At 76.0% G+C, this 12244-nt stretch carries 11 protein-coding genes; all 11 read right to left on the reverse strand.

The window, feature by feature from the left end:
* Positions 1 to 14: 14 nt before the first annotated feature.
* The gene (locus tag ACJOT3_RS25690; RefSeq protein WP_406975677.1) at positions 15 to 1343 is read right to left on the reverse strand and encodes a hypothetical protein; all 1329 of its coding nucleotides are present in this window, start codon (positions 1341 to 1343) and stop codon (positions 15 to 17) included.
* 130 nt (positions 1344 to 1473) lie between these two features.
* Complete coding sequence (locus ACJOT3_RS25695) at positions 1474 to 2694, reverse strand: tyrosine-type recombinase/integrase (RefSeq protein ID WP_406975678.1); 1221 nt, start codon at positions 2692 to 2694, stop codon at positions 1474 to 1476.
* Between the two features lie 24 nt (positions 2695 to 2718).
* Complete coding sequence (locus ACJOT3_RS25700; RefSeq protein ID WP_406975679.1) at positions 2719 to 3219, reverse strand: hypothetical protein; 501 nt, start codon at positions 3217 to 3219, stop codon at positions 2719 to 2721.
* Positions 3220 to 3229: 10 nt separating this feature from the next.
* Positions 3230 to 3553, reverse strand: coding sequence for a hypothetical protein (locus ACJOT3_RS25705; protein ID WP_406975680.1), 324 nt, complete (start codon positions 3551 to 3553; stop codon positions 3230 to 3232).
* A 154-nt stretch (positions 3554 to 3707) separates the two neighbouring features.
* Complete coding sequence (locus ACJOT3_RS25710) at positions 3708 to 7304, reverse strand: TM0106 family RecB-like putative nuclease (protein WP_406975681.1); 3597 nt, start codon at positions 7302 to 7304, stop codon at positions 3708 to 3710.
* A 165-nt stretch (positions 7305 to 7469) separates the two neighbouring features.
* Positions 7470 to 8219 (reverse strand): septal ring lytic transglycosylase RlpA family protein, encoded by a 750-nt coding sequence (locus ACJOT3_RS25715; protein ID WP_406975682.1) that lies wholly within the window; start codon positions 8217 to 8219, stop codon positions 7470 to 7472.
* Between the two features lie 312 nt (positions 8220 to 8531).
* Positions 8532 to 9680, reverse strand: coding sequence for a dual specificity protein phosphatase family protein (locus ACJOT3_RS25720; RefSeq protein ID WP_406975683.1), 1149 nt, complete (start codon positions 9678 to 9680; stop codon positions 8532 to 8534).
* A 112-nt stretch (positions 9681 to 9792) separates the two neighbouring features.
* Entirely contained in the window at positions 9793 to 10485 is a 693-nt protein-coding gene (locus ACJOT3_RS25725; protein WP_406975684.1) for a sirohydrochlorin chelatase, read from the reverse strand.
* A 5-nt stretch (positions 10486 to 10490) separates the two neighbouring features.
* Entirely contained in the window at positions 10491 to 11654 is a 1164-nt protein-coding gene (locus tag ACJOT3_RS25730) for a uroporphyrinogen-III synthase (RefSeq protein ID WP_406975685.1), read from the reverse strand.
* Positions 11651 to 12058, reverse strand: coding sequence for a nitrite reductase small subunit NirD (nirD, locus tag ACJOT3_RS25735; RefSeq protein WP_406975686.1), 408 nt, complete (start codon positions 12056 to 12058; stop codon positions 11651 to 11653). The genes ACJOT3_RS25730 and nirD overlap by 4 nt, the downstream gene beginning before the upstream one ends.
* On the reverse strand, positions 12055 to 12244 hold a 190-nt coding region (locus ACJOT3_RS25740), incomplete at its 5' end, for a hypothetical protein (RefSeq protein WP_406975687.1). The genes ACJOT3_RS25740 and nirD, both read right to left, overlap by 4 nt.

Genomic DNA, 12244 nt, shown 5'->3' on the forward strand with positions numbered 1-12244 from the left:
TGTTCGCTATCGGTTCAGCGCCAGGTGGGGCCCCAGGCGGAGCTGTTGGAGACCCCGGGCGGCAGCGGCGGCAGGCCGGTGCGGGGCGGCTCGGCGGTGGGCGCCGGGCGGGCCGGGGGCCGTGCGGGCTCGGGCGCGGGTGCGCGCTCGGGGGCCGGTGCGGGGCGCTGCGCGCGGGGTTCGGTCTCGGGTTCGGGGGGCAGGAAGCCGCGGACGCGGTCGGCGGCGGTGGTCTCCTCGGCCAGGACCGGCTCGGGGATGGGGGTGGCGTCCTCGGTGGTGGCGTCGGGGATGGCCGGTTCGGCCGGGGCGACCCGCTTCCACCACAGGGCGGCCTCCTCGGGGGAGAGCTCTCCCTCCACCTCCAGCCAGCCCGAGACCAGGGTGTGGCGGCGGCGGGCGTTCCAGGAGCGGGGGTAGGGCTGCTCGTCCAGGACCAGGACGTGTTCGCCCTCCAGGGTGGGGATCTCGGCGGGGACGCCCTCGTTCCACACCCAGGTGCCGTCGTGGGCGACCAGGTTCCACCAGCCGCGGACGGTGCGGGCGGCCGGGTCGGGGTCGGCGTCGCGGAAGGCGCGCACCCAGCGCGGGTCCGGGGGGTCGCCGGCCAGGCCCATGCCGTTGGGTCCGACCAGGGCGTCGGCGAGCAGGGTGTGGAGCTGGAAGTTGTCGCCGATGCCGTCGAAGAGGACGCGGAAGGCGCGGCCGGAGTGGCGGTCCAGGACCAGGGCGGAGCCGGCCTCGGCCATGCGCAGCAGGGCGCGGACCTCCTGGAGGTCGGTGAGGTGGTCGCCGAGCTGGTTGGCGACGGCGACGAGTTCGGCGTGCAGGGTGGGGTCGCGGCGTGCGTGGGAGCGCACGCTGGAGTGGGTGAGCATGGTCTTGGCGGCCAGGGCGTGGCGGGCGATGGTCCACCAGCACATGGTGGCGCCGGGGGCGTCGGCGCCCAGGTCGGTGGCGACGCGGTTCTCGTCGGCGGCGGTGACGGAGTCGGAGTCGGGGGGCTCGCCACCGCCGGTGCGGTTCCAGGCGCGGGCGAAGACGATGGCGCCGCGGCCGATGGCGCGCAGGCGGCGCAGGACCTCGGGGCCGGCGGGTCCGGGGTCGGTGCCCATCTCGACGAGGGCCCCGGCGACGACGCACAGGTCGGCGGTGATGCCGGGGGCGGCGTGTTCGCCGGTGAGGAGGGGGGTCAGGGCCTCCAGGGCGAGTTCGCGTTCGGAGACGGGGATCTGTGAGGCCAGCAGCAGGACCCGGTGGACCGCGGAGGGGAACTGTCCGGGGTCGGCGGCCACCGACGCGTCGATCAGTTGTTGGAATGCCGCGCGGAATTCGTCGACCATGGGCCCGTCCCCTTTCTCACGCAACCAACCTAATGTGTCGTGAGTGAAGGATCGCACGATAAGTGCGGTTTTCCGTCCTCACTGGTGGGTTTGTTGACGATTCGAGACGAGTCCTCCCACCGGTGTCGTCTCACAGTCCCAGGCGGGTCACCGCGTTGTCGTCCAGCGGGTCCGCGCTGCGGATGTAGTCGTGCACCGTGCGCGGGTTGGTCCAGCGCCCCTGACGCATGATCTCACGGTCGGCGGCCCCGCCCAGCGCCGCTTGGGTGGCGAATCCGGCGCGCAGGGAGTGGCCGCCGAACGCGTCGGGGTCCAGCCCGGCGCGGGCGGCGTACTTCTTGACCGTGTCCCCCACCGACTGGCCGGTCATGGCCCTGGCGCCCAGGGCGCCGTGGCGCGAGACGGGGACCAGCAGCGGCCGACCCGCCCCGTCGGCCAGCGCCGCCAGGTCCCCCTGCGCGAGGGCCCCGCAGCGGTGGGCGGCGGCCGGCGGCAGGTCGGCGGAGGCGGCGAGCAGGGCGCGCACCGCCCCGTCCCCGCCCTGAAGATGTGCGGTGCGCAGCTCGGCCCAGTCGGCCAGCGCGCACACCGGGCAGGTGTGCCGGTGACGGCCCCGAGGCAGCGCCACGACCTGGCCGCGCCGCCCCTCCTGGTCGGTCTTGGTGGCGCCCAGCGCCACCAGCAGCGTGGTGGCCCCGCCCGCCGGGTCGGTGCGCACCGTGATGTCGTCGAAGGTGATCCGCGCCAGCTCCGAACGGCGCAGCGCCCCCGCGAACCCGGTGAGCAGCAGCACGGTGTCGCGGCGCCGGGTGATGCCGCCCGGGTACCCGTCGGGCGGGCGGTGGGCCAGCAGCGCCTCCAGCGTGGCCAGCACCACCGGGTCTTTTCGGCGGGGGCGGGCCCGGCGGGTGCGGCGGATACCCCGCAGGGTCAGGCGCACCACCTCGGCGCGGGTGGGCGATTCCAGGCCGTGGGCGCCGTGCACGGCGGCGATGGCCGCGGCCCGGCGCTCGATGCTGGCCGGGGCCAGGGCCAGGCGCCCGTCGGGGGTGCGGGCCTGGGCGCAGGCGGCCAGGTACACCGCCACGTCGACCGCCTCGGCCGGCAGGGCGGTGCGGCCCTCGGACAGGCACCAGGCGGTGAACGCGGTCCAGTCGGTGCGGTAGGCGCGCAGCGTGTTGGGCGACTGGGCGTTGGCCAGGTACCGGCCCAGGGCGCGGGCCTGGTCGTCGTCGAAGCGCTCGCGCACCCGCTCCAGGGCGCGGGCGTCCACCAGGACGCTGTGGGTGCCCGCGGCCAGGCGGGTGCGCACGGCGTCGGGCAGGGCCACGGGGCGTTCGGGTGCGTCCACGGGGCCTCTCTCTCGGTGGGGGTGTCAGCCGGACAGGTGGGTGCGCAGGGCGTCCCACAGCTCGGCCGGGGGCATCGCCCAGAAGACCAGGGCGGCGGAGATGACCAGGGCGGTGGTGAACCCGATCGCGGCGATCTTGCGGCGCAGCACGACGGCGGCGACGGCCGAGAGCGCGGGCACGGCCAGGGCCAGGGCCAGCAGCCAGATCAGGGCGGTGCCGATGGAGCGCACCGCCGCCTCCCCGGCGGCGGCGTCGGCCGGGTCGACGGCGCCGGCGTCCAGGGTGGTGAACAGCAGTACCGCCAGCGCCAGCGGGGAGCCCAGGCCCCAGAGCAGGCCCAGCACCACCCACAGGGCGGTGATGCGCCGGTCGGGCGGGTCGTCGACGACCATCGGGGTGCGCGACACCTTCCCCTTGGCCTCGGCGCCGGGCCCCCGGCCGGTGTCCTCGTCGGCGCGCTCGGGGACGGGGCCGCGGTCGTGGTCCCGGCGCGGCTTGCGCTGCCTGCGTTTCTTGGGTGACACGCCCGGGAGCCTACCCGCCCAGGGGGGTGAAGTGGATCAGGGACACGAACACCACCGGCCAGGCCAGCAGCACCAGCGACCACAGGGCGGCCCTGCGGTCCCCGGCGACGGTGGCCACGGCGGCGGCCAGCAGGGGGATGCCGACGAACGCGCCGAAGGAGAGGGTGTACCACTCGGCGGCCGACCCGGCGTGGGCCTGGGCGTTGGCGCCCATGAGGTACCCGGCGGGTCCCAGGGACAGGGCCATCAGGGCCAGGATGATGACGACGACGCGGATTCCGGTGGGGTGGCGGGTGTTGCGGCCACCGCCGGAGGCGGAGGGACTGTCGGACACGGGGGCCGGGGTGCCTTTCGAGAACGGGTCGGGGTGGGCCGTCGCGCACGCGCGGCGCACTGCCCGGCGATCGTTCGGACCGGCCGTGGCAGGGGGCGTGCTCTGTAAAACGTACTCCACCCGGCGGGTGTCCGAAACCGGTGGCGGTGTGTCGTCACCGGTGGTCGGGCCAGGGGCGGGCCGCCGTGCTCAGGCGGGTGAAGGAGGCCAGCAGGCGCAGTTCCTCGATGCTGCGCGGGGCGGTGGCGGCCAGGTGCGGGGAGTGGACGAGCACGGCGATCAGCTGGGCCCGGGACAGGGCGACGTTGAGGCGGTTGCGGTCCAGGACGAACGCGGTGCCGCGGCTGGTCTCCGCGGCGTCGGAGGTGGTCATGGAGCAGATGACGGCCGGGGCCTCCTGGCCCTGGAAGCGGTCGACGGTGCCGACCCGGATCCCCTCCAGGGCGGGGTCGGCCTCGGCGGCGCGGGCCAGGGCGCGGCGCAGGGCCCGCACCTGGAGGTTGTAGGGGGCGACCACGAGGATGTCGTGGCCGGTGAGCGGGCGGGGGTCGGCGTCGGGGCCCGGGGTGACCTTGTCGGCGACCAGGGCGGTGGCGGCGGCCACGACGGCGTCGACCTCCTCGGGGCTGTGGGTGGTGCGGCCCCGGTGGTCGATCACGTTCGCGTACAGGCCGGGTTCGTGGGCGGACAGGGTGCGCAGGGCGGTGGTGGGGTGGGCGTGCAGGCGGCCCTGGTAGGACAGGTCGGAGACGGGGGCGCACACGGCCGGGTGCATGCGGCGGGTCTGGTCCAGGAAGTAGCCGCGGGCGGGGTCGATGATCTGGCGTCCGCCCATGAGGTGTTGCAGGGCGGAGGCGTCGGCGCCCTCGCCGTGGGTGCCCTGGACGACCTGGGGCAGCTGCTGGGGGTCGCCCAGAAGGACCAGGTCGCGGGCGGCGGCGGAGACGGCCAGGGTGTCGGCCAGGGCGAACTGCCCGGCCTCGTCGATGATGAGGACGTCCAGGGGGTCGGCGACCATGGAGGCGTTGGCCATGGCCCAGGCGGTGCCGCCGATGAGGACGGGGCGGCCCTCGGCGGTGTGCTTGGTGCGCCATCCGGCCAGGGCCTGGGGGGTGGTGGGCTGGTCCCAGGGCAGGTCGGGGTCGGCGTCCTTCTTGGACTTGGCGCGTTTGGCGGCGGGCAGGTCGATCCCGGCCTCCTCCGCGGCGCGCAGGGCGGCGGACATGACGTTCTCGACGGCCTTGTGGCTGGTGGAGCACACGCCCACGCTCTTGCCCTGGCGGGCCAGGTGGGTGATCAGGCGCCCGGCGAGGTAGGTCTTGCCGGCGCCGGGCGGGCCCTGGACGGCGAGGTAGGAGTGGTCCAGGCGGTCGACGGCGGCGATGGTGGCCCCGATGAGGTCGCCGTCGTGGTCGGCGGGGTCGGGCAGGGGCCCGGCGGGGGTCAGGCGCGGGGGGATGCGGCGCAGCAGGTCCAGTCCGGCGTGGCGGGGCCACTCGGGCAGCTCTTGGAGGGCGTGTCCGGCGACGATCTCCAGGGCGCCGTCCTTGGGGGCGGGGTTGACCGGGGAGCCGGGCAGGACGGCGACGGGGTTGCGGAAGTGCAGGGCGTCGGCGTCGCAGGTCTCGACGATGGTGAGGCTGTCGGGGCGGGCCTCTGTGACGGCGGCGGTGGCGGCCAGGGCGGGCTGTCCGGGGGCGCCGGGGTAGAGCAGGTGGACGTCCTGGCCGGTGGTGAAGGGGTGGGGGTGGGAGGTGTCCAGGCGCATGAGGATCTCGCGGCGGGCCTTGCGCTGGCGGCCGGTGGGTTCGATCCACTCCCCCGCGCGGACCTGCCAGGGGACGGCGCAGTCGGTGTCGGTCTCCAGGTCGGTGAGGGGGGCGTTGGTGCGGCGGTAGTGCTCGCGCCAGGGCGGGAGGTTCTCGCGCTGGTAGTAGCCGACCAGGGCGGCCAGGGAGGCGCGGGCGGTGTCCTCCTCGGTGCGCTCGGCGGGGTCGTCGGGGACGTGGTCCAGGAGGGGTTCGGTGAGGGCGGCCTGGCGGGCCAGGCGTTCGGCGCGCTTGCGGGCGCGCTCGGCCTCGGCCTCGGTGAGTTCGAGCTGGACGACGGGGCGGTCGGTGATCCCCTGGAGGGTGCGGTGCTCCTCCAGCCAGTCGCGCAGGCGGGCGGTGGAGTGGCAGTCGTCGCGGTTGTAGGCGGCGATGTCGGCCAGGACCTGGGCGGCGCGGTCGTGGTCCCCGGCCTCCAGGGCGGCCAGGTGGGCGGCGTAGGCGTCGATGCTGGAGGTGGCGGTGGTGACGCCGCCCGAGCGGGCGTCGGGCAGGTAGAGGGGTTCGAGGTACTTGATGGAGTAGGAGCGCTGGGAGACGCGCAGGCTCTTGCGGACCACGGTGTAGAGGTCGACGAGGCGGTGTTCGCGCAGGAGGCGGTTGACCTCCTCCTCGCGGGTGGCGAACTCGGAGCTGAGGTGTTTGAGGCGGTCGACCTCGTAGGAGGCGTAGTGGTAGATGTGCGCGTCGGGGTCGGCCTCGATGCGGGCGCAGGCGAAGTCGACGAAGTCCTCCAGGGCCTTCTTCTCCTGGGCGCGGTCGTGGGCCCAGAAGGTGTGGAAGGTCTCGGCGCCGTGGTCGTCCTCGGTGGTGGCGCCGAAGAGGTATTCCAGGCCGCGGCCGCCGTCGCGGGAGTGGTAGGGGTAGCCCTCCATGTCGAAGAAGACGTCGCCGGTGCTGGGGGCGGGCAGTGAGGCCAGGCCGTCGGGGGCGAAGACCTCGGCGGTGACGGTGCCCTGGGGGTTGTCGGGGGTGCGGGTGGTGTCCTGGCGGACCTGTAGCGAGGCCTGGGCGCGCAGTTGCTCGAAGGAGCGGCGGGGCAGGGCGGGCGGGCGCTGGTCGTCGGTGGCGCGGGCCAGGTCGTCGATGGTGCCGATGCCGGCGTCGATGAGTTTGGCGGCCTGGTCGGTGCGCAGGCCCGCGACCAGGGACAGGTGGCGGGCGGCGGTGCGCCCCGAGGAGCACCAGGTGGAGTAGCCGCAGCCGTCGCAGGAGGGGCGGGGGGCGCCCCAGGTGGGGGTGGGCAGGGCGGGGTCGGTGGCCAGGGAGTCCAGGAGCCGGTCGGTGACGGTGCCCAGGATGGGGGTGAAGTCGATGGTGTCCAGGCTGTGGGTGTGGCCGTCGCCGGTGAGCAGGTGCATGCGGCGGGGGGTGCGGCCGGTGGCGACGGCGACGGCGTGGGCGTAGGCGGCGAGCTGGACGACGGCGCCGGGGCCGGGGCGGCGGGCGAGTTTGGTGTCCCAGGGCTCGTAGGTGAAGGGCTCGTCGGGGTCGGTGTCGGGGCGGGGCTTGCCGGTGGCGGGGTCCAGGTCGGCGCGGATGAGGAAGTCGGCGCGGCCGTGGAAGGCGACGGGGACGGGTCCGCGGGAGGGCAGGGGGTGGTGGAAGCAGCCCTGGTAGATGACGGGTGCGCCCTGGGCCATGGCGTGGGCGGTGGCGGCTGCGGCCTCGGCCAGGGAGGCGTCGTCGGGGTGGGGGTCGGGGATGTGGACGACGTGGCCGAACAGGGCGGTGAGGCGTTCGAGTTCGGCCTGTTCGTGCAGGAGGCCGTGGTGGGCGACGAGGGGGTCGACGGGTTCGGGGGCGGGGGCGCCCTCGACCCGGGCGGCCAGCGCGGCCTTGAGGGCGCTGCGGTGGTCGCATTCGAGGGTGTCGACGAGGTCGGTGGGTGAGACGACCCAGCCGGTGGTGGTGCGGAACAACGCCCCTGCTCCCTCGCGTGTCGGTGGATGATCTTGCGATTGACGGGGATTGTGCCACGGGGTGGGGACGTGCGGGGGCTCACACGCGGATCCGGCAGTGCCCGGAACGCCGGGCGCCCCGCACTCTCGGGGAGGGTGCGGGGCGCCCGGTGGCGTTGGCGGGGTCTAGGAGACGACCTGCCACTGCACCTGGCCGACGCCGGCGCCGGTGCCGATGATCTGGTCGAACGCGGCGGTGGACAGGTCCAGGCAGCGTCCGGCGATGAAGGGTCCGCGGTCGTTGATGCGCACGGTGACGGACTTGCCGTTGTTGGGGTTGGTGACCTGCACCATGGTCCCGAAGGGCAGGGTCTTGTGCGCGGCGGTCATCGCGTTGGGGTCGAAGGTCTCCCCGTTGGCGGTGGTGCGGCCCGCGAAGTCGGCCCCGTAGTAGGAGGCCTCGCAGGTGCCGCCCTCGCCGGTGGGCTCACCGCCCCCGCCGCCGGTGGAGCCACCGGTGGAGCCGCCTCCGGTGGAGGCCTCCTGCTCCGGTTCGGGCTCGGGCTCCTCCTTGATGTCGGAGGCGTCGGCGCTGGTGGTCTGGGTGGCCCCGGCGACGGCGTCCTGCGCGCCCTGTGCGGCGTCGGTGTCCGGCTCGCCCTGCCCCTGGGCGGGGACGAGCGGGTCGGGGTCGGCCTCGGGGACGACGGTGGCGTTGGCCGCGCTCTGGGGGTCGGCGCCGGTGGCGACGACGGCCGCGGTGGCGGTGCCGCCCACGAGCAGGGCCAGGCCGGCGGCGCCGGCGAGGATGAGGGTGCGCTTGCGGCGGGCGCGCTTGGCGGCGACCCGGGGTCCCACGGGCGCGGTCCCGGGGGTGGCGTCGAGGAGGGTGGTGTCCTCGTCGGCCGGTGTGGTCTGGGGCTGGTTTTCGCCCACGTCGGAGTCCTTTGAACGGGAACAGGGCAGGGCGGGCCGCTCGGGTGGCCCGCGCACGGCATCGCCCATGCGAAGGAGGGCGGGGGGTGCGCGCCGGGTGCACGGCGCCCGCCGGTGCCGGGCCGTACCGGGGCCCGGCCGCGGGGCCGCAAGGGGACCGCCGGGTGGCATCACGCGGGGTCTGAGCGCAGAGCCTAAGGGTAACGCCAGGGTAACGGTACCGGAAAGCGGCGGTTTGTGGAACTTCTCACCGCGTGGTTGCGGACGGTCCCTATCCGGTCACGGGGTGGGGTCCGGTCGGTGATCCGGGGTTCAGCCGGTGATGCGGGGGTCGGGCAGGTCGGCGCGGCGCGGCGGGATCCCGTCGGGGAACAGGGTGGCGGCCGGGTCGGTGAGGTCGTGGCCGCTCAGGTGGGCGACGGCGCGGGCCAGGGCGGGGTTGTCCAGGTGTCCTCCGACGGTGCGGATGAGCAGGGTCAGGGCGGGCAGGACGGGGGCGCCCAGCCCGGCGGCGGCGTAGCGGGCGGCCACGGCGGGGGTGCGCGAGGCCCCGGCCCAGCAGTGCACCAGGACGCGTTTGCCCTCGGCGCGCAGGGCGGCGACCGCGGCGGCGGCCTCGTCCAGGGTGAAGTGCAGGTTGGTGTTGACCTGCGGGCTGTCGTGCAGCCACACCCGGATCCAGTCGGCGGGGGCCAGGTGGGGTGCGTCGGTGGGGTGGGTGCGGCACAGCGAGACCACGGCGTCGACGGTCTCGGGGCGGGCGCGCAGGTGGTCGATGTTGCCGAGCAGGACATCGGGGTCCAGGGGGTGGGGGACGGCGAAGGGCGGCAGGCGGCGGGGTTCGGTGGCCAGGACGCTGTCGTGCGGCCACCGGTCGGTGCGGGGCTCCAGGGACAGGGCGGCGGCGTCGGCGACCAGGGTGTGGGGGTCGGTGGTCGCGGCCAGGACCCGCAGGGCCTGGAGGGGGACGGCGGACAGGCCCCAGCGAGCCCCGGCCAGGGCGCCGGTGTACATGGCGGCCAGGTCGCCGGAGGCGGTGTAGGCGGTCCAGACGGCGTCGACCAGGTGGGCGCAGGCGAAGGAGCCGCGGTGGGGTGCGTGGAGCGGGACGGGGGTGCGGGTCAGGGCCAGCCAGGAGACGCCGCGGGGGTCGTCGACGGGGGCGTGCTCCAGGTCGGGTGAGGTGTCGGGGGCGGTGCCGGTGACGACCAGGGTGCGCAGGGCGTCGGTCCAGGCCCGGTCCAGGGGGTCGGCGGCGGGCGGGGAGCGGTGGTCCAGGGCGGTGCGGGCCAGGGCGGCCAGCCGGGCGGGCGGCGAGGGGGCCGGGGCCAGGAAGCGGGCGAGCAGGGAGGGGTCGGCGCCGACCAGGGCGGTCGCGGCGGCGGCCCCGGTCAGGACGCCCAGGGTGCGGTCCCAGGCGGGTTCGCGGATGTCCTGGGGTGCGGGGGGCAGGGCGGTCATGGGGGTGCCTCTCCGGGGGGGTGGCGGCGGGTCCACCGGGATGTCTTCCCCGTCGGCGGCGCCCGCGCACCCCCTTGCCGCAATCGGCCACCCCGCCCCGCCCCCCGGGGGGTCAGGCGGGTTGGGGGATGGCGGCCTCGGCGTAGCGGGCGGCGACGGCGTGGGCGATGGCCGCGTCCGGGCACAGGGGGCCCGCGACGACGTCGGCGCCGGCGGCGGCCAGGCGTCGCTGGAACAGGCCAGGGGCCAGCAGCCAGGACGCCAGGGCGACGCGGCGGTGGCCCCGGGCGCGCAGCTCGGCGACGCGTTCGGCGACGGTGGGCGCGGCGGTGGCGGCGAACGCGAGGTGGACGGGGGTGTCCAGGCGGGCGGCCAGGGCGTCGGCGGCGCGGCGCACCTCGGCCATGGCGCGCGGGTCGGAGGTCCCGGCGCAGCCCAGGACGACGGCGTCGCCGGGCCGGTACCCGGCGCGTCGCAGGCGCCGCACCGCGGTGTCGCGCACGGCCGGGTGGTCGCCCAGGGCGGGGGTGACGACGGCGTCGGCGCGTCCGGCGCGGGCGAGCTGGTCGGGGATGTCGGCGCGCACGTGGTAGCCGGCGGCCAGGAACGCGGGCACCACCACCAGCGGTCCCGGGGAGGCGGCGGCGACCTGGCCGACGGTGGGTTCGGCGACGTCGGCGAAGGCCAGCCGGGTGGGCACCCGGGTCAGCTCGGCCACGCGCAGGGCCAGGGAGTGGGCGACGGCGGTGCCGCGGGGGTCGCGGGTGCCGTGCAGGGCCAGCAGCAGGGCGGGGTGTCGGTGCACGGTCCTCACTCGCATCCGGGGGTGTCGTCCAGGGCCAGCCGGTAGCCGCGTTTGACGACCGTCTGGATGATCTTGGCGTCGCCCAGGGCGGTGCGCAGGCGCGCCACGGCGGTCTCCACGGCGTGGGCGTCGGCGTCCTCGCCCAGGCAGGTGAGCAGGCGGGTGCGGTCCTGGACCTGGCCGGGGCGGTGGGCCAGGGCGCGCATGAGCCGCATGAGGGTGGGCGAGAGGGTGTGGACGGTGCCGTCGACCAGGACGGCGTGGCCGCGCAGGCGCAGCCGGTGCCCGGCCACGGCCAGGGTCGGGAAGCGGGCGGGCAGTTCTTCGGCCAGGGTGCGGACCTGGGCGCCGATGCGGGCGCGTTCGGGCCAGGTGGTGGGGATGTCGTGGGCCATGAGGGGGCGGGCGGTGACCGGGCCCACGCACATGGCCAGGACGTCGCGGCGCAGGGCCTGGACGAGGGCGTCGCCGTGGCCGGTGGTGCGGGCGCGGGTGAGCAGTCCGGCGGCGGCGGGGGCGCTGGTGAAGGTGACGGCGTCCACTCCCCCGCCGGTGATGGCCTCGATGAGCCGGTCCAGGGGTGCGGTCTGCTCGGGCTGGGTCCACCGGTAGACGGGGATCTCCACGACATCGGCGCCGGCCAGGCGCAGGGCGGCGGTGAAGTCGGGCAGGGGTTCGCCGTGCAGCTGGATGGCCACGCGCAGGCCCTGGACGCCGCGTTGGAGGAGGTAGTCCAGGACCTCGGCGGAGGACTCCGAGGGCGGGGACCACTCCTCGGTGAGTCCGGCGGCGCGGATGGCGCCCTTGGCCTTGGGGCCGCGGGCGAGCAGGCGGGAGGTGCGCAGGGAGTCGAGCAGGCCCTCGACGGTGCCCCAGGTCTCGCAGGCCTCCACCCAGCCGCGGAAGCCGATGCCGGTGGTGGCGATGACGACGTCGGCGGGGCGGCGCACGAGGTCGTCGGAGACCGCGGCCAAGCGCTGGTCGTCGCTCAAGGGGACGATGCGCAGGGCGGGTGCGGCGATGACCTGGGCGCCCTTGCGGCGCAGCAGGGCGGAGAGCTCGTCGGCGCGGCGGGCGGCGGTGACGGCGACGGTGAACCCGGCCAGGGGTGCGGTGGTGGGCGGGTTCGGGGTGCGCGGTGCGGGTGTCAGCGGCGGAGCGGTGGTCACGGGGCGCCCTCCATGCGGGTTCGGGCGCGGGTGTCGATGCGCACGGTGGTGCCGTCGTCGTGGACGGGCCAGGTGTCCAGGGCGATGGCCGGGTCGTCGAGGCTGCGGCCGGTGCGCAGCGAGAAGACGTTCTTGAGCAGGGGTGAGGCGATGGTGGGCTCGCCGGCGCGGTCGCCGACGATGCCGCGGGCCAGGACGGCGGCCCCGGTGAAGGGGTCGATGTTGTCGACGGCGAACAGCTCCCCGGTGCGGGTGCGGAACAGGGCGGCCTGGCGGCCGCCGGGCAGCAGGACGGCGACGCCGTCGTCGGGGCGCAGCCGGGCGCTGGGGCAGGCGGGGGTCCAGGCGGTGTCGGTGGAGTCGGTGGCCCGGGCCGGGGCGGCCTCGGTGGCGTAGGCGGTCATCGTGCGTTCTCCCGGGTGCGCAGGGTGGGGATGCCGAGCCCGACGGGGGCGGCGGGGACGGGCTGGTCGCGGTTGGTGGTGAAGGCGATGGTGGGGTCGGGGGTGTCGGGGGCGTTGGCGAAGGACTGGAAGCGGGCGAGCTTGTCGGGGTCGGCCAGGACGGCGGCCCACTCGTCGGCGTAGGAG

The organism is Nocardiopsis protaetiae, assembly GCF_045446735.1.
Classification (GTDB): Bacteria; Actinomycetota; Actinomycetes; order Streptosporangiales; family Streptosporangiaceae; genus Nocardiopsis; species Nocardiopsis protaetiae.

Bases quoted from the DNA above. Each gene is read 5' to 3' on its own strand.
- ACJOT3_RS25690 (WP_406975677.1), bottom strand. From the start codon at position 1,343: ATGGTCGACGAATTCCGCGCGGCATTCCAACAACTGATCGACGCGTCG.
- ACJOT3_RS25720 (WP_406975683.1), bottom strand. From the start codon at position 9,680: ATGACCGCCCTGCCCCCCGCACCCCAGGACATCCGCGAACCCGCCTGG.
- nirD (WP_406975686.1), bottom strand. From the start codon at position 12,058: ATGACCGCCTACGCCACCGAGGCCGCCCCGGCCCGGGCCACCGACTCC.